Origin of the sequence: Arthrobacter sulfonylureivorans (assembly GCF_047607445.1) — a bacterium.
GTDB classification, from domain to species: domain Bacteria; phylum Actinomycetota; class Actinomycetes; order Actinomycetales; family Micrococcaceae; genus Crystallibacter; species Crystallibacter sulfonylureivorans_A.
The window spans coordinates 1-16,610 of the sequence record NZ_JBLKRT010000007.1 but is presented as its reverse complement, the minus strand read 5'-3'; the positions used below and the strand labels follow the sequence as shown (position 1 = coordinate 16,610).

Annotated in this window: 14 protein-coding genes; 8 read left to right on the top strand and 6 right to left on the bottom strand. The window is 66.8% G+C overall.

The window, feature by feature from the left end; translation table 11 throughout:
- The first annotated feature begins 327 nt into the window (after positions 1–327).
- The gene (locus ACMX2H_RS04830) at positions 328–2,121 is read left to right on the top strand and encodes an HNH endonuclease signature motif containing protein (protein WP_414959252.1); all 1,794 of its coding nucleotides are present in this window, start codon (positions 328–330) and stop codon (positions 2,119–2,121) included.
- 116 nt (positions 2,122–2,237) lie between these two features.
- Here the strand turns inward: ACMX2H_RS04830 and ACMX2H_RS04825 are convergent, their stop codons facing one another.
- Both ACMX2H_RS04825 and ACMX2H_RS04820 read right to left on the bottom strand, forming a co-directional pair.
- On the bottom strand, positions 2,238–3,218 hold the full coding sequence (locus tag ACMX2H_RS04825) for a metallophosphoesterase (RefSeq protein ID WP_414959251.1): 981 nt from the start codon (positions 3,216–3,218) through the stop codon (positions 2,238–2,240).
- Positions 3,219–3,220: 2 nt separating this feature from the next.
- Positions 3,221–5,482 (bottom strand): transglycosylase domain-containing protein, encoded by a 2,262-nt coding sequence (locus ACMX2H_RS04820; RefSeq protein ID WP_414959250.1) that lies wholly within the window; start codon positions 5,480–5,482, stop codon positions 3,221–3,223.
- Positions 5,483–5,519: 37 nt separating this feature from the next.
- Here ACMX2H_RS04820 and ACMX2H_RS04815 point away from each other — a divergent pair, with 37 nt between their 5' ends.
- The 3 genes from ACMX2H_RS04815 to ACMX2H_RS04805 are packed head-to-tail and all read left to right on the top strand — an operon-like array spanning position 5,520 to position 7,088.
- On the top strand, positions 5,520–5,675 hold the full coding sequence (locus ACMX2H_RS04815; RefSeq protein ID WP_136785798.1) for a DUF4177 domain-containing protein: 156 nt from the start codon (positions 5,520–5,522) through the stop codon (positions 5,673–5,675).
- Between the two features lie 2 nt (positions 5,676–5,677).
- A complete protein-coding gene (locus ACMX2H_RS04810) occupies positions 5,678–6,172 on the top strand; it encodes a RidA family protein (RefSeq protein WP_414959248.1) in 495 nt (164 codons plus the stop codon).
- Positions 6,156–7,088: an NUDIX hydrolase gene (locus ACMX2H_RS04805; RefSeq protein ID WP_414959247.1), complete on the top strand. Its 933-nt coding sequence runs from the start codon at positions 6,156–6,158 to the stop codon at positions 7,086–7,088. Before ACMX2H_RS04810 ends, ACMX2H_RS04805 begins: the two co-directional genes overlap by 17 nt.
- Before the next feature lie 108 nt (positions 7,089–7,196).
- Here ACMX2H_RS04805 and ACMX2H_RS04800 read toward each other — a convergent pair whose 3' ends face one another.
- A complete protein-coding gene (locus ACMX2H_RS04800; RefSeq protein WP_127512919.1) occupies positions 7,197–7,874 on the bottom strand; it encodes a Crp/Fnr family transcriptional regulator in 678 nt (225 codons plus the stop codon).
- 252 nt (positions 7,875–8,126) lie between these two features.
- Here ACMX2H_RS04800 and ACMX2H_RS04795 point away from each other — a divergent pair, with 252 nt between their 5' ends.
- Entirely contained in the window at positions 8,127–9,311 is a 1,185-nt protein-coding gene (locus ACMX2H_RS04795) for a MarP family serine protease (protein WP_414959402.1), read from the top strand.
- Here the strand turns inward: ACMX2H_RS04795 and ACMX2H_RS04790 are convergent.
- From ACMX2H_RS04790 to acs, 3 genes are all read right to left on the bottom strand, one after another.
- Positions 9,308–10,372 (bottom strand): DUF2332 domain-containing protein, encoded by a 1,065-nt coding sequence (locus ACMX2H_RS04790; RefSeq protein ID WP_414959245.1) that lies wholly within the window; start codon positions 10,370–10,372, stop codon positions 9,308–9,310. The two genes, ACMX2H_RS04795 and ACMX2H_RS04790, sit on opposite strands and share 4 nt — an antisense overlap.
- A 23-nt stretch (positions 10,373–10,395) precedes the next feature.
- Positions 10,396–10,848 carry a type II 3-dehydroquinate dehydratase gene (aroQ, locus tag ACMX2H_RS04785; RefSeq protein WP_414959243.1) on the bottom strand — a complete coding sequence of 151 codons (453 nt, stop codon included), beginning with the start codon at positions 10,846–10,848 and terminating at the stop codon, positions 10,396–10,398.
- A gap of 139 nt (positions 10,849–10,987) precedes the next feature.
- The gene (acs, locus tag ACMX2H_RS04780) at positions 10,988–12,967 is read right to left on the bottom strand and encodes an acetate--CoA ligase (protein ID WP_414959242.1); all 1,980 of its coding nucleotides are present in this window, start codon (positions 12,965–12,967) and stop codon (positions 10,988–10,990) included.
- 288 nt (positions 12,968–13,255) lie between these two features.
- Between acs and ACMX2H_RS04775 the strand changes: the two genes are divergently transcribed.
- From ACMX2H_RS04775 to ACMX2H_RS04765, 3 genes are read left to right on the top strand one after another with little or no spacing between them, the layout of a single operon-like run.
- Entirely contained in the window at positions 13,256–14,854 is a 1,599-nt protein-coding gene (locus ACMX2H_RS04775) for a hypothetical protein (protein WP_414959241.1), read from the top strand.
- Complete coding sequence (nth, locus tag ACMX2H_RS04770) at positions 14,847–15,662, top strand: endonuclease III (RefSeq protein ID WP_414959239.1); 816 nt, start codon at positions 14,847–14,849, stop codon at positions 15,660–15,662. The genes ACMX2H_RS04775 and nth overlap by 8 nt, the downstream gene beginning before the upstream one ends.
- Positions 15,663–15,664: 2 nt before the next feature.
- A complete protein-coding gene (locus ACMX2H_RS04765) occupies positions 15,665–16,369 on the top strand; it encodes an NUDIX hydrolase (protein WP_414959237.1) in 705 nt (234 codons plus the stop codon).
- Positions 16,370–16,610 lie beyond the last annotated feature (241 nt).

Genomic DNA, 16,610 nt, shown 5'->3' with positions numbered 1-16,610 from the left:
GGTGCGTAAGGCGCACGGTTCCTCCGTCTGGCGCTAGTCGCTTGCCGTTTGGGTGTGCCTGCCGCCGCCTGCTGCCCTGCCATCTGCGCACGCGACGCTGCCTACCGCAAGCTCCCAATCGCCTGCCCCCGCCGTTTGCGCCCCGGCTCTCTATCGCCTGCCGCTAGCCGTTTGCCGTTTGGGTGTGCCTGCTGCCACCTGCTGCCGCCGCCTACCGCCCGCTCCCCATCGCCTTCCGCTTGTCTTCTACGCTGTGGGATCTCACTATCCCTACACATTGGGTTGTTTCGATGGCGGGTCGAATGTGTCTACGAATAAAATTGTGGTATGGCGCTTGCACCGTTGGACCGGACCGGAGAGATGGAGGAATCCCTCTTCGCGGTGCGTGCGATGCTGCAGGATATCGCCGACTGTTTCACCGCCGGGTCAGGGGCGCTGAGCACCCGTGAGTTGGCTAACACGGTAGCGGCTGTCGACGACGTTTCTAAGGTTGTGGAGTTCCTGCAGGCCGCCGGCGCCTATGCGGTGGAGCGTGCGGACATCGCCGCGAACGGGGAAACCGCAGCCACCACCGGTACCTTTGCAGACGCACAGGATGCCGCCGGTGCAGCGGGGTGGGCGGACCCGGCCGCGGCGATTAGTGCTGGCGACGCTTCGGACCACCCCGTAGGCCTTGAGCCGGCGGGGCCGGGCGGCGCGGGTCAGAAACAGCAGCGGCGGCGGAAGACCGAGTTCCGGAACAACGCCGAGTACCTGCGCTCGAGGCTGGGGATCAGCATCATCGAAGCCCGCCGCCGGATGCGGGTCGGCAAAGCGGTGACCGCGCCGGTGAGGTTCGACGGCGAACCCGGCACCCCGGCCCTGCCCGTGCTGGCCGAAGCGATGGCCGCCGGCGAAATCAGCGGTCACGCCGCGGCCCTGGTCACCGATTCCATCGCCCGGGCCGGCCACGCCGCTCCCGACCCCGGGACGCTGGAAGCGATGGAAGCGTCGCTGGCCCGGCAGGCCGCCGAGACCGACACGGACACGCTGGCGATGGTCGCCAAAACCTGGGAAACAGCGGTCGACCAGGACGGCGCCGAGCCCTCGGAGGAGGAACTGCGGGCCCGGCAGGGCATGTTCTACCGTGGACGCCGGCGCGGACTGCACCAGTTCGTCATCAACACCACCGACGACCAATACGAAGCCCTCGCCACCGTGATGAACAGCGCCGCAAACCCGCGCATCCAATCCGGCGCCATCGAAACCGCCAACACCCCGGCCCGCACCGGAACCACCCCGCGCGAGAGCGGGGCCACCGACGCCGGCCTGCACGGACGCGGAACCCCCGACACCGGCAGCATCGGCAACACCGGGGACGCTGGACCCACGGATGACGGGACCGGTATTGCGGTGGCCGATAGTCAAGACGCCGGCCGTATCGAGACGGGCTCCGCCTCGTCCACGCCCGTGCCAGAGGCGGGTGGCGATCTTGCGGAGGCAGAGTCAGCTAACGGCGGGGTTGATCCGGCCGTCTTGGAAGGACTCGATGACTTCACCCGGGCGCAGAAGCTGCTGGCCGGGCTGGTCGGTGCGTGCCGGATCGCGCTGAACACCGGCCGGCTCCCGGACTCCGGCGGGCACCGCACCCAGGTCATGGTCACCGCCGGCTACGAACAACTCGCCGGACTGCTCACCGGCGGCGGCAACGCGGTATTCAACGGCCCGGTCTCGGCCAAAACCGTGCGCCGGATGGCCTGCGACGCCGAGATCATCCCCGCGATCCTCGGCTCCAAGGGCGAAGTCCTGGATTTGGGTCGGTCACAACGGTTCTTCAACCGCGCGATCCGCCGGGCACTGCTCATCCGGGACAAAGGCTGCGCCTTCCCGGGCTGCACCATGCCCGCGTTCTGGACCGAAGCGCACCACATCGTGCCCTGGTGGGCCGGCGGCCGCACCGAAGTCAACAACGGCGTCTGCCTCTGCGGCCTCCACCACGACCTGATCGAACAAGGCAACTGGACCATCACCGTCCGCGACGGCATCCCCTGGTTCACCCCGCCCGACTACATCGACCCCGACCGCCAACCCCTGCGCAACACCTACTGGCAAACCCACATCCCACCCCATCGCATTGAATGATCCGGGACGTTAAAGTTGCGGAACGTCGTGCAGGGTCCAGCCCCCGAAAGAAGCCGCTTCTGGCCGGCTTGGGATGGCCTCAGGGGAGGGGCAGCGGCGCAACCAGCGCTGCGAACTCAGCCGAGCCGGAGACCCGGGGGCGTGACCTCACCGGCGGATGGAGTCGGTGTTAGCGTCAGCAATACCGCCTCCGGGCGGCAGGCGAAGCGGATCGGAGCCAGCCGGGATGTTCCCAGACCTGCCGAGACGTTCAGCGGCACGCTGCGTCCTTGGTGCTCCCAGTAGGTCAGGCCCCGTGCGCGCCAGGTCGGCAGATCGCAATTGGTGATCAAGGCTCCGTAGCCGGGAATGCACACTTGGCCTCCGTGCGTATGTCCCGCCAGGATCAGGTCGGCGCCGCCGGCGGTGAACTGATCCAGCACGCGCTGGTACGGTGCGTGGGCAACGCCGATGCGTAGGTGGGCGGCGCTGTCCGCGGAGCTGGATCCGTTGGGAAAACCGACGTACCGGTCCCGCTGCAGGTGCGGATCGTCCACTCCGGTGAAGTCCAAACGGACTCGGCCCACCACGATCGACTGGTTCCGGTTGGTCAAATCAATCCAGCCGGCGGTGCCGAAGGCGGCGTGCATTTCGCGCCACGGCAGCTCCCGTGAACCGTAATCCTTGGGCTGTTTCGACGGTCCGGTGAGATAGGAGAACGGGTTCTTTAGCACCGGGGCGTAGTAGTCGTTGGAACCCGGAACGAAAACACCAGGCACGTCCATCAGCCCAGCCAGCGAGTCCAGCAGGGGTTTCACGGCCTGGCGGTGGCTGAGGTTGTCGCCGGTGTTGACCACCAAATCAGGTTCCAGCGCCACTAACCGCGGCAGCCACTTCTGCTTGAGCAACTGTCCGGGCGCCATGTGGATGTCGGACAAATGCAGAATCTTCAGCGGACGCTGCCCAGCAGGCAGGATGGGCAGCGATTCTTCGCGCAGCCCGAAGAGGTTGCGCTCGATGGCCGAGCCGTAAACGAACGCGGCCCCGCCCGCGGCAGCAGCCCCAAGGGCCAGCTTGCCTGCGGTGCGGAGCCGTGCTCGCAGCGCTTCAGCGTCCACGGTCAGTCGTCGTTCCCGTTGCGGTTGCCATTGCCGCCGCCGTTGTCAGAGCCGCCCCCGTTGCCGTTGTCCGAGCCACCGGAGTCGTTGTCGGAGTCGCCTGAATCATTGTCGCCGCTATTGCCGGAATCCGAGTCCTTGTTGTCGTCGGTCTCGATCTTCTTCGGCTGCGGCGGATACAGCATGCTGCTGGGGGCTGATCCGAAGCCTCCGGTCTTGTACAAACCGGCGACCTTCTCCATGTAGTCGGTCCACTGCCCGCCGGCGATGGTGGCGCCGTCAACATAGCTGCGGGTGACGCCGTTGATCGAGAGGTTGTTGATCGACTTGTACGCGTGCGGGTTGCCCACCCAGGAAGCGGTGGAGATGCCCTTGGTGTAACCCACGGTCCAGGTGTACTCGGACTTGTCCGTGGTGCCGGTCTTTGCCGCGGCGGGAACACCGATCGGGTGGATTCCGCCAAGCCGCAGATTGACCAGGTTCTCAAGCGGGACACTGATGGCAGCGGCGACGTCTTCGGAAATGGCCCGATCACAGGACTTCTTCGGGACCTTGTACTTGTTGCCCGCGGCGTCCGTGACGGAGGCCAGCGCGATCGGCTTGCAGTACACGCCGCCGTTGGCAAAGGCGGCAAACGAGGCGGCCATCGTCATCGGGGAAACGTTGGTCGTACCGATGATGAAGGACGGATGCTCGATGCTGATCGGTTCCTTGTCCGTGGCCGTGCGCACGCCGAGCCGGGTTGCCGCGTCCTGGATGTCGCACAGATCCAACTGCGCGGCCATCGCAGCGGTGGCGGAGTTGATCGACCAGGTTAGGCCCTGGCTGGCGGTCATCGTGCGCTCGTAGCCGGGCAGCGCGTTCTTGAAGTCCCACTCGCTGAACCAGGCGTCCGGCGGGAGGCAGCTGGCCTGCCAGTTGTACTGTGCCGGGTACGTGGTGCGGCGTGCATCTACCGACGCGTTCAGCGCCTTGCCCGCTTCCAGCCAGGCGATGGTGGTGTAGGGCTTCATGGTGGAGCCGGGCTGCCAGCCGTTGCCGCCGCCCATGTCGGCGTCCACGTTGTAGTTCAGCTCCGTGTTGGCTGCGCCATCTTCCGGGCTGTATTTGGTGTTCTGAGCCATCATCAGGATCTTGCCGGTGCCCGGCTCCACCGAAACCATGGAGGAACCGACGCCGGACTTATCGCCCTGCGGGACTTCCTGCTCGATCTGCTTCTGGGCTTCCTTCTGCAGGCGGGAGTCCAGCGTGGTCTTAATGGTCAGGCCGCCGCGGGCCAGTAGCTTGGCACGCTCGGTAGCATCCGCTCCGAAGGCGTCCGACTGCATGATCGCGTGCTGGACGTAGCTGCAGAAGTAGTCGGCGAAGTTGGCCGCTACGCAGCCGGAACGCACCGGCTTGAGGTTCAGGTCCAAGTCGGTGGCGACGGCTTCGTCGTATTCGGCCTTGGTGATCTTGCCCGCGTTGAGCATGGCGGCCAGCACGGTGTTGCGCCGTTCCAGCGTGGCCTCCGGGTTGTTCACCGGGTTGAAGTAGTTGGGCGACTGCACCATTCCGGCCAGCATGGCGGACTGCGGAATGGTGAGCTTCGCGGCGGAAACGCCGAAGAATGTCTTGGCGGCAGCTTCGATCCCGTATACCTGGCCGCTGAACAACACAATGTTCAGGTAGCCCTGCAGGATCTCTTCCTTGCTGAATTCCTTTTCGACGGCGATGGCCAGCTTCGCTTCGCGGAGCTTGTCGCCGATGTCCTTGGTGCCGCTGATGGTGAGCTCGTCGGCGCCCTTGCCCGCTGAAGCGCCGGCGTCGATCAGCACGTTGTTCACGTACTGCATGGTCAACGTCGAGGCGCCCTGCAGGTCGCCGCCCGCCAAGTTGGTCACCGCGGCACGCATGATGCCCTGCGGGTCCACGCCGTTGTGCTCGTAGAAGCGCACGTCCTCGATGGAGGTGATGGCGTCCTGCATATGCTGGGAAACCTTGTCCAGGCTGACCGGCACACGGTTTTCGGCATAGAACGTCGCGATCAGCTTGCCGTCGGCGGAGAGGATCCGCGACGGCTGGGACAGCGGCTGCGTCTGCAGTTCGTCCGGCAGCTGGTCGAAGTACTCGATCGATGACGTTGCTCCGACACCGGCTACGGCAGCGGCCGGAACCAGCAGGCCTGCTGCCAGGACGCCGCAGAGCGCACTGATACCCAGGAAGCCAACAATCTTGCCTAGGGTGGTCGCAGTGTCGAAGAAGGGTGATTTGCGAGCGGGCATGGGGTCCACTTTACAAGCAAGCGCTAGGCTTTGACTCATGACCAAATGGGAATACGCGACAATTCCGCTCATTATCCACGCTACCAAGCAGATTCTTGATCAGTGGGGCGACGACGGCTGGGAGCTCGTCCAGGTCATCCCGGGCCCGAACGGGACCAACCCGGTTGCCTACTTGAAGCGGGAGAAGCAGTAGCCATGAGCGAAACGACCGAAGCCCGGATGTCCGCCGTCGAAGAACGGCTCGCCGGCCTGGGCCTGTCTGTGCCGGAGGCCGCAGCTCCGGTGGCCGCCTACGTCCCGGCGGTAGTCAGCGGAAACTACGTCTACACCTCCGGGCAGCTGCCGTTTGTGCAGGGCGAACTGCCGGCCGTGGGCAAGGTGGGCGAGGGCGCCGGCCTGGTCAGCGCCGACGAGGCCAAGACGCTGGCAGCGACGGCCGCGGTGAATGCGCTGGCAGCCGTCAAGAGCGTGATCGGCGACTTGGACCGGATCACCCGGATCGTCAAAGTCGTCGGTTTTGTTGCCTCCGATCCTTCCTTCACTGGCCAGCCGGGCGTGATCAACGGAGCGTCCGAACTGCTGGGACAGGTCCTTGGCGACGCCGGCGCCCACGCGCGCTCCGCCGTCGGGGTGGCCGTGCTGCCGTTGGATTCGCCGGTTGAGGTAGAGCTGATTGCCGAATTCAGCTAGTCCGCTTCGGGAGGAGCAGCGGCTGTTCCCGTTGCCTCCTGACCAGCTGGGCGCCGCCCACAGCTGGTTCGAGCACGGGGAACGCACGCCGCGGAAGCCGCGCCTGGCGTCCTCCGTGGTCCTGGTCAGGGACGGGCCGGCCGGTACCGAAACCTACCTCGGCTACCGGTCTGGCTCCTCTCCTCTGGGCACGGTGGCGTTTCCCGGCGGCAGCCTGGATGATGCCGACGGCGAGCCTGTCACCTGGTTCGGGCCGTCGCCGGCCAAATGGGCTGAAAGCATGGGGATCAACGACCATCGCATTGCCCAGGCCCATGTGATGGCTGCGATCCGCGAACTGTTCGAGGAAACCGGCGTGCTGCTGGCCGGCCCGGACGAGTCCAGCCTGCCGGAATCCACCTCCGGCGCGGACTGGATGCGCACCCGCGAGGCGGTCGCCGGGCAGGAGAAAACCTTCGCCGAGGCCCTTGCCCGGCGCGGGCTGGGCGTGCGCACTGATTTGCTCAAGCCTCTGTCCCACTGGCTGAGCCCGGACTTCGCCCACCGCCGGTTCGACACGCGCTACTTCGCCGCCGCCCAGCCAGCCACGCAAAGGCCATCCCTGTTGGAGAGCAAGGGCGTCTGGGCTGCTTGGCTGCCCGCGCAGGAGCTGATGGCGGGGCGGGAAACCACCGCGCTGGGCGATGCGGTGGACCAGCCGGACACGCGGGGACTCACCTTCAGTGAAGTGACGTCGCCGGCGGTGGAGATCACCGTGGAGAAGATCGCGTCGGCCCGCGGCTGCATCGCCTACCTATCCCACAAGCGCCCGCAGCGCAGCTACCATCCGGAGCTGGTGCTGGTGGACGGTGTGCCGATGCTGCAGGTGGTGGCCAGCGCCGCTGCCGAAGGCGGGGCCGTCCAGCGGGGGCGCTGAGCGCGAAATCATCACAGCCATCCCGCGCAATCACTACAGCCATCCACGTACGACGGCGGGGGCCCACCAACCGGTGAGCCCCCGCCGTCGTACTTTTTCAGTGGAGAATCAGCGAGAACGCTGACGCAGACGCTGGATGTCCAGGATGACCACGGCGCGTGCTTCCAGGCGCAGCCAGCCGCGCTGGACGAACTCGGCCAGCGCCTTGTTCACCGTTTCACGGGAAGCGCCCACCAGTTGGGCCAGCTCTTCCTGGGTCAGCTCGTGCGCCACCAGGATGCCGTCCGTAGCCGGGCGGCCGAAGCGGTCGGCCAGATCCAGCAGGGCCTTGGCAACGCGGCCCGGGACGTCGGAGAAGACCAAGTCGGCCAGCGAATCGTTGGTGCGGCGGAGGCGGCGGGCCAAGGCCTGCAGCAGCTGCGCCGAAACCTCGGGACGGGTTTCCAGCAGGCCGCGGAGGTTCTCGTTCTTCAGCCCGGCCAGGCGGGTTTCGGAGACAGCGGTTGCGGAAGTGCTGCGCGGGCTCGGGTCGAACAGGGCCATCTCGCCGAAAAGCTCGCCCGGGCCGAGGATGGCTACCAGGTTTTCGCGGCCGTCGTTGGCGGTGCGCCCCAGCTTGATCTTGCCGGAGACGATGAAATAGAGCTGGTCGCCCTGGTCACCTTCGCGGAACACCGAAGCGCCGCGGGACAGGTCGACCTCGGTCAACTCGTCGGTCAGCGCTGCAAACACGTCGTCGTCAAGGGTGGCAAAAAGAGGTGCGCGGCGAAGGATCTCTACGTCCATGAATTCTCCAATTTAGTACTGTTCGGCGTGTGTCAGGCTGCTCTCCCGTGGGGGCACTGGCTACTATTTTGCCGTATGTAAAGCGTTTGTGACATCTTCCACAAGGCTTTTCGCTCCCAGAGGACGGGAAAACCGGCGGCGTGATGGGCCGCGCAGCATCTACCGGAGTGGTCAACGGCCGGGCTGCCTGAATAATTCCCACAGGTGGACGGCTTAGACTAGTGCACATCCGACCGCTACGGAGAATGTGTGATTTTCGGCCTGACCATCTTGGACATCGTCCTCCTTCTGATCCTCTTGTCCTACCTGGTTTCCGGCCTGCGCAAGGGGTTTGTGGTCACGCTCGGCGGCATCGTGGGCATCGTGGCCGGAGCCGTTGCGGCGTTCTTCGCGATTCCGCTGGTCAGCCAGTGGGTGCCCGACAGTGGATGGCGGCTCTCTGCAACCATCGCCGTGGCGGTGTTGTTGGTGGTGCTGGGCCATGCCCTCGGATCGGGGATCGGCGCCGGCATCAGGCGGCGGATGGACTTCCCCCCGCTGCGGCCGGTGGACCGTTTGCTGGGCGGGGCGATGAACCTTGCCGTGACGGCGCTGGTGGTCTCCATGCTGGCGTTCAGCTTGGGCACCATGGGTGTGCCTTTCGTTTCCCAGCAGATTGCTTCTTCCAAGGTGATCGCCGCCATCGACCACCTGACCCCGAATCCGGTGAAGGCCTGGGCTGCCCAAGTGCGTTCCGTCGTGGTGGCGGATGGCATCCCGATGGTGCTGGACCCGCAGGCACCGGCCGAACCGGCGCAGGTTCCCGACACCAGCACGGACACCGCGGCGCTGAACCAAGCGTCAGCATCGGTGCTGCGGATTGCCGGCACGGCCTTCCAGTGCGGACAGAACCAGACGGGGTCGGGCTTTGCCGTGGCGCAGGACCGTGTGCTGACCAACGCGCACGTAGTGGCCGGCGTCAATGAACCGGTGGTGGAGATCCCGGACGGACGGGTGCTGCCGGGACGAGTGGTGTTCTTTGACGCTGTGCGTGACCTGGCCGTACTGGCCGTGGACGGCTTGAACGTGCGGCCGCTGCCCTTGGGTGGAGAACTGTCCGACGGCGACTTTGCCGCCTTCCAGGGCTACCCCGCCGGTGGACCGTTCCAGAGCAACCCGGCCACCGTCCAGGGCCGTTCCCAGGTGCTGGTGCAGAATATCTACGGTGCGGACCCGTCCTCGCTTGAGGTGTACACCCTGGCCGCGGACGTGAAGCAAGGCAACTCCGGCGGACCGCTGCTGGACGCCGACGGCAACGTCGCCGGTGTGGTGTTCGCCAAGTCCACGCAGAACGTGCCGGTGGGCTACGCGCTGACGCTGGCGGAGGTCCAGCCGGTGGTGGATGCGGCATCCGGCTACCAGGAGACCATCTCCGCCGGCCAGTGCGTGACCCGCTAAGCGCTTTTCGGCGGGAACCAGTCCAGGAACTGGCCATGCGGACCGGTGACGGCCACCGGCCGACCGTTGTGGGAGAGCAGGAAGCGGCCCCGCTGCGTCCGGTCATCCAGACCCGGGACGCCGGAGCTGCCAATAGGCATCGGCATCACGCCCGGGCCTTCATTCGCCAACCAATGCACGCCCCGGTCCCGGATGAGCCCGTCAATCATGGTGCGGAACCGCAGTCGGTCAGGCTCCGGCAGGTAAGCCAGCACCGCTGAGTGGAGCACGACGACGACCGCTTCCTGGGGTGCTTGGGAGACGAGTTCGGGAAGCAGTTGGTTCAGGTCGCCGGCCACCAGGCGAGGCGGATCGCGCCGGGCCACCTCGACGGCCCGGTGCAACCGGAGGACACGGGACTCCTGGCCGGGCCAGATCAAAGCCTCCAGCCAGGCAACGTCACCGGCGACTGTCACGTCCAAGGGATTCAAATCGATTCCGGCGCGCCAGCTGACGCCCGGCAGCGACGTCGGCAACGGAGGGTTGCCCGAGGTTGCGCAGGCCAGGACGGGAGGCTCCGGCGCGGTTCCGTCAGCCCGCGGGCCACCGCTGTTTCGCAACCCGGCCCCCGCGGAAGGGGCGGTCTGTGGCGCGAGGATCGCTCCGCCGTCGTACTGATACCGGTAGCGGTCCGGATAGAGCACCAGACCTGCCGAGGCGCCCACTTCGATCAAAGCCAGCGGCTTCGCCTCGGCCGTGGCGATGGCGGCGAGGGACGGCAGGAGGACGGCGCAGCGGCCAGGCTCGTTGGTCTGGGTGGAGCGGGCCAGTGCCACGGCACGGACCGCATCCCAATGGGACAGCAGGAACCTGCGGAAGCCGGCGTAGTCGGGCGTGCCGACGCCGAGCGAGCGGGCTGCGGCAAGGACCAGATTGGGCTGGCGTTTCGCCGGCGGGAGGGCGTTGATCAAGTCCAGGACCTCGGGGTCTTGGCTGATGCCCAGGGTCCACTCGACGTAGGTCTCGGATTGGCCCGCGGCCTCATACAATCCGAAGTTCCGGTACCAGTCAGCCGCCTCCACGCGCTATCCCGCTTGTTGTCCCGCTACAGGACTTCGGCGAGGTATTCGACTGCCAGCCGGTAGCCGGTGATGCCAGCACCTGCGATTACCGCGTCGGCAACGCCGGAAATGTAGGAGTGGTGGCGGAACTGTTCGCGTTTGTGGATGTTGGTGATGTGCACTTCCACTACCGGCAGCGCCACACCGGAGAGAGCATCGCGGAGGGCCACGGAGGTGTGGCTGTAGCCGCCCGGATTGATGATGATCGCATCGGCCGTTTCCCGGGCAGCATGGACCGCATCGATCAGCGCGCCTTCATGGTTGGACTGGAAGCACTCGGCGGTCCAGCCACGCGCCGTCGCGGCCTCAGCGGCCAGTTTCTCCACATCCGCCAGGGTGGCCGTGCCGTACACCTGGGGCTCGCGGGTGCCGAGCAGGTTCAGGTTCGGGCCGTTGAGTACCAGGACGCGGCGGGATGTGGGGGTGTCTGCAGTCATGCCTTTACTATGCCTCAATCGTGATGCCGGCGAGATTTTCTGTTGCGCGCGATCCCACGCTGCTGTCTCCGTCCATATGCCGGAGGCGCCCGCCATCACTGGCAGCGGCCGCCTCCGGCATGTGGGTTGTTGCTCGGCGTCAGCCCTTCAGCGAGGCGGCGATCTGCTGCATCACGGTGTTGTCGGCCAGGGTGGTGGCGTCGCCGACTTCGCGTCCTTCGGCGACGTCCTTGAGCAGCCTGCGCATGATCTTGCCGGAGCGGGTCTTGGGCAGTTCCGGTACCACCAGGATGGTGCGCGGTTTGGCGATCGGGCCGATCTCCTTGCCCACGTGTGCGCGCAGCGTGGCGACGATGTCCGGGTCTTCGGCCGCGTTGCCCCTCAAAATCACGAAGGCGACAACGGCTTCGCCGGTGGTTTCGTCCTTGGCGCCGACCACGGCGGCTTCGGCGACCGCCGGGTGGGACACGAGCGCGGATTCGATCTCGGTGGTGGAGAGCCGGTGCCCGGAGACGTTCATGACGTCGTCCACCCGGCCGAGCAGCCAGATGTCGCCGTCGTCGTCCTTCTTGGCGCCGTCGCCGGCAAAGTACATGTTCTCGAACCGGGACCAGTAGGTTTCCTTGAACCGTTCCGGGTCGCCCCAGATGCCGCGCAGCATGGCCGGCCACGGCTCGCGGACCACCAGGTAGCCGCCGTGCCCGTCCGGGACGGAGGCGCCGAGTTCGTCCACCACGTCCACGGCGATGCCGGGCACGGCGACCTGCGCAGAGCCGGGCTTGGTGGCGGTGACGCCGGGCAGCGGCGCGATCATGTGTGCGCCGGTCTCGGTCTGCCACCAGGTGTCCACGATCGGAGCCTTGTCGCCGCCGATGACGCGGCGGTACCACATCCAGGCCTCCGGATTGATGGGCTCGCCCACGGAGCCGAGGACACGGATGGACGACAGGTCGAACTTGGCCGGGATGTCCTCGCCCCACTTCATCATGGTACGGATCGCGGTCGGCGCGGTGTACAGGATGGAAACCTTGTACTTTTCCACGATCTCCCACCAGCGGCCCTGGTGCGGCGAATCGGGGGTGCCCTCGTACATGACCTGGGTGGCGCCGTTGATCAGCGGGGCGTAGGTGACGTAGGAGTGGCCGGTGACCCAGCCGATGTCCGCGGTGCACCAGAACACGTCGGTTTCCGGTTGCAGGTCGAAGACCACCTTGTGGGTGTAGGCGCACTGGGTGAGGTAGCCGCCGGTGGTGTGCAGGATGCCCTTCGGCTTTCCGGTGGTGCCGGAGGTGTAGAGGATGAACAGCGGGTGCTCGGAGTCGTGCGGCACCGGGCTGTGTTCCGCGGAGGCGGTCTCCACAGTGTCCGCCCACCACTGGTCGCGGCCCTCGTGCCAGTCCACCGGCTCGCCGTTGCGCTTGACCACCACGACGTTGGACACGGTGTGTCCGGGGGCGGACAGAGCCTCGTCCACGGCCGGCTTGAGCGGGGAGGGCTTGCCGCGGCGCCAGGTGCCGTCGGCGGTAACCACCAGTTTCGCCTCGGCGTCGTCAATCCGGGACCGCAGGGCATCGGCGGAGAATCCGCCGAAGACCACCGAGTGCACGGCGCCGATCCGCGCGCAGGCCAGCATGGTGATCACCGCTTCCGGGATCATCGGCAGGTAGACGGCCACCCGGTCGCCCTTGGCCACGCCGAGGGATTCGAACGCGTTGGCGGCCTTCTTTACCTCTTCGGTCAGCTGCGCGTACGTGTAGCTGCGGGTGTCGCCGGGTTCGCCCTCGAAATGGATCGCCACCCGGTCGCCCAGACCGTTTTCCACGTGCCGGTCCAGCGCGTTGTAGGCAGCGTTCAGTTCGCCGCCGACAAACCATTTGGCGAAGGGTGCCTCGGACCAGTCCAGGGCCTGGCTGAAGTCCTTGTCCCAGGACAGGACCTCGCGGGCCTGCTGGGCCCAGAACGCTGGCCGGTCTGCCTCGGCTTCCGCGTAGACACCCGGTTTGGCCACCGCTGCCGCCGCGAATTCAGCGCTCGGCGCAAACTTGCGGTTCTCTTGGAGCAGGTTCTCCAAGGCGTCGCCGGCGGCGGTGGAAGTTTGCGTTCCGTTGGCTTCAGACATAAGAAGGCCCCTTCGTTTTGCTGCGGTCGTTGGCGTGCACCCGCTTCGGTTGGCCGGGCGCATCTGCTGCTTTTCAGCCTAATCCTTTGTGCGCCTTCCGCAGTGTCGGCCGTCACAAAGCTCGATGCAAAAGGTCTTGAATCTGCGCTGAACGGCACAAGCCAGTGCGTTCGACGGCGGTGAACCGGCTAGTGAAGGGTAGGTTCCTTGACTACGCTGAGACCAGCGCCAGAACGTTGCACGCGGGCCTGGCCCGCTCTGCAACCGCAACGACCCGGAGGAACGACGATGTCACAGAGCTCCCAGACCCACGCCACGGCAGGAACCGCGGTGGCCGGCCCCTTCACCGTGCGAGACCTGGTGGTGGGCGCCGGCGTCGTTCTGCTGTTCCTTTCCTCGGTGTTGCCTCTCGAAGTGATCCGCGGCATCGGGGTGAACTTGTGGAATTCGGCCGGGCTGTTCCAACTGGCACTGGGCATCCTGCTGCCGGCGGTGGTACTGGTGCTCTTTGTGGTGCGCCGCCTGGCACCGCAAACGCCGCTGCGGATCGGCTCCCTCTCGGTTGATCAATTCGCCTCCGTGGTGGCCTCACTTGCCTTGGCCTTCTACTTCCTGACCATCGTCACCGTGTACAGCGTCAGCGGAGTCATTGGATTCATCGGCGCGCTGGTCCTCTTCGCCGGGACCGTCTGCGGACGGTGGATCCCGCAGCTGGCCGCAGATTTCGCGGGCCGTCCCGAGACGCCGGCCCACCCGGTGGCGCGGGACGCCGTTCCTGCCGCCCCCAGGCCGAAGGCAGCGAAGCCTGGCGTCCAGCGTCCCGGCGCACCGTACGGCACGGAAGGTAGACTGCCTGCCACCCACGATCAGGCGGTCCCTGGCGGTGCAACCGGTGCCCACCGATCCACAGCCCCGGCTGCAGCTGGCTGGGACCAAGGCAGCGCGCAACAGCCGGCCACCGGCCAGTTTGCCGCGCCATCCGGCAACGGGGCAGCCGGCTTTGCGGGTGCTGCCGCAGCAGCGCAAGCGACTCAAGAGCGGGAAACTGCCACCGGTGCCTCGACCCATGCCGCTGGGCGGGAGACCGCGGCCACCCCGGTCGGAGTGCAGCAGGCCTCGGACCTCGAAGCCGACGACTCCGTCGCGCCCGGTGCCGCAGACGGCGAGGCCGTCGGCATCCCGGTGACGGAAGACTCGAGCGCATCGGCAACCACGCGGGCAGCTACCCTCGCCGCCGACGGTGTAGCCCGCGACGTGGGGTACTCCGCCAATACGGTGGTGGGGAGCCCTGAACCGTCCGGCGCTGGCCAGCGGGTTCCGGGGACAGCCGGCGCTGGCGCCGCCGATACCCAGGATCGCGGCGACACGGCGGCACAGGCCCGGGCCGGTGAACCGCAGGAGACGGCGGTACCTGCCGGCGGAGCGCTCGGCGGGGCGGCTGCCGCTGCCGAGCCAGCCGAGACCGGCGAGACTGCCGCTGCTGCCGAGCCAACCGCAGCCCCAACGGGCGCGGCTGCCGCTGGCGAAGCAACAGCCCGAACCGGCGCGACTCGTGCCGACGCCGTCCCGGAAGCGGCGACCGCGGCGATGCCCTCCGTCGCAGCGAACGGTGCTGACCGCGGCCCTGCCAAGGCTGCCTCGGCGTCGTCTCCGATTAGCGCGACGCGCGATGCCTATGACGAAGCCGAGGAGGAGTACGAAGCCTTCTGGTTCGCCGTTGGACGCACCCGCCCGGTCTTGGACGAGAACACCGGCCAGGTCATGTTCACCGTCGAACCCGGCTCGTGGATCCTCGCGCTGCAGGACCGGGGGGACGAATTCCTGGTTCAGCACACGGACGGGCGCGTGGGCGTCTTGAGGGACCTGACGAACATTGAGCGTGCCTGACAAGGCGCCGGCCACCCGCCGGCGCAAGACCGAAGAATCCCTGCTGGCACGAAAACGCCGGGCCCGTCGGATCAACAAGGAGCTCGCCGAACACTACCCCTACGCGGTGGCCGAGCTTGATTTCCGCAATCCTTTCGAGCTGCTGGTGGCAACCATCCTCTCCGCGCAGACCACCGACGTCCGGGTCAACATGACCACGCCGGTGCTCTTCGCACGCTACCCGGATGCCCGCGCGCTCGCCGAGGCAGATGAGGCGGAACTGCAGGAGCTGATCAAACCCACCGGATTCTTCCGGGCCAAAAGCCAGAGCCTGCTCAAAATGGCCGGCCAGGTCGTCGACGAATTCGACGGCGAGGTCCCGGGCAACCTCGAAGACCTGGTCAAGCTCGCCGGCGTCGGACGCAAGACCGCCAATGTGGTGCTCGGCAATGCCTTCGGCATTCCGGGGATCACCGTGGACACGCACTTCCTCAGGCTGTCGCGCCGTTTCGGCTGGACCGATTCCACCGACGCCGTCAAAGTGGAGTTCGACGTTGCGGAACTGTTCGAACCCAAGGACTGGACCATGCTTTCGCACCATGTGGTTTTCCACGGCCGCCGCGTGTGCCACGCCCGCAAGCCGGCCTGCGGCGCCTGCCCGGTGGCCCAATGGTGCCCGTCCTACGGCGAAGGTGAAGTCGATCCGGAGAAGGCCCGGAAACTGCTGAAGTACGAATTGGCGCCGGGACGTGAGGAACTTCTGGCCCGGATGATGGCCGGTGAGACCCGCCAGGAGCTTCGCGCCGCAGGTTACCCGCTGGGAGCCTGACAATGAGCGCCAAAAAGGATCTGCAGCGGTTGATGGAGCTGCCGATGGAACAGCGGCTTTCCGTCCGTGAACGCGAGCGCTGGTATAACGCCGCCCTGGATCCGGAAGCTGTCCGGCCGGCAGCGGTGCTCCTGCTCTTCGGTGCGCTGGACGATGCGCCGGCCCACTTCCATGATTCCGCCGTGCCGGATGACCTTGATGTGCTCTTCGTGGAGCGCGCCGCCAACCTTAGCTCGCACCCAGGGCAGGTGGCTTTTCCGGGCGGCTCCATTGATCCCGACGACGACGGCCCGGTCGCCGCCGCAGTGCGTGAAGCCGTGGAAGAGACCGGGCTGGACGCCACCGGGGTCGAGGTTCTTGGAGTCCTGCCGGACATCCCGCTGTCGGTCAGCAACTTCCTGGTCACGCCCGTTCTGGCCTGGTGGGCTTCTCCCTCGCCGGTGGCGGTGGTGGATTTCGCCGAGTCCGCACAGGTTTTCCGGGTACCGGTCGCGGACCTGCTCGACCCTGCCAACCGTCGCATGTCGGTGCTCCGGCGGGGTGACCAGATGTTCCGCAGCCCGGCTTTCCTGGTCCACGGAGTGGTGGTCTGGGGCTTTACCGCGATTCTGTTGAGCCATCTTTTCGATGATCTGGGCTGGACGTTGGAGTGGGATATGTCCAACGAGATCCCTGCCCCGGTCGCTCCGCGCCCGGGCGACGACTGACGGTATCCTCCTGCAGGCCGGACCCTGGGGCAGCCGTGCGCTGCGGGGGAACAGGCGCAGGCTCCGGATGTGGGCGGGTGGTACTGCCAACGGACGGCCGCAAGGAATCCTTCGGGTCAGCGGTGGCCTTGCTTCCTGAGGCAGGATCTGGCCCGCGGTCCGGGCCCGGCACCGGCGACGACGACGGTGATGACTTCGGCATCGGCGAAAGCGTAGGCCCCGGGCGAGGCGCTGGCGACGG

Excerpts from the sequence above, each read along its gene's own strand:
- ACMX2H_RS04800 (WP_127512919.1), bottom strand. The coding sequence starts at position 7,874 with ATGGACGTAGAGATCCTTCGCCGCGCACCTCTTTTTGCCACCCTTGAC.
- ACMX2H_RS04765 (WP_414959237.1), top strand. The coding sequence starts at position 15,665 with ATGAGCGCCAAAAAGGATCTGCAGCGGTTGATGGAGCTGCCGATGGAA.
- aroQ (WP_414959243.1), bottom strand. The coding sequence starts at position 10,848 with ATGACTGCAGACACCCCCACATCCCGCCGCGTCCTGGTACTCAACGGC.
- acs (WP_414959242.1), bottom strand. The coding sequence starts at position 12,967 with ATGTCTGAAGCCAACGGAACGCAAACTTCCACCGCCGCCGGCGACGCC.
- ACMX2H_RS04775 (WP_414959241.1), top strand. The coding sequence starts at position 13,256 with ATGTCACAGAGCTCCCAGACCCACGCCACGGCAGGAACCGCGGTGGCC.
- ACMX2H_RS04820 (WP_414959250.1), bottom strand. The coding sequence starts at position 5,482 with ATGCCCGCTCGCAAATCACCCTTCTTCGACACTGCGACCACCCTAGGC.
- ACMX2H_RS04830 (WP_414959252.1), top strand. The coding sequence starts at position 328 with ATGGCGCTTGCACCGTTGGACCGGACCGGAGAGATGGAGGAATCCCTC.
- ACMX2H_RS04815 (WP_136785798.1), top strand. The coding sequence starts at position 5,520 with ATGACCAAATGGGAATACGCGACAATTCCGCTCATTATCCACGCTACC.
- ACMX2H_RS04810 (WP_414959248.1), top strand. The coding sequence starts at position 5,678 with ATGAGCGAAACGACCGAAGCCCGGATGTCCGCCGTCGAAGAACGGCTC.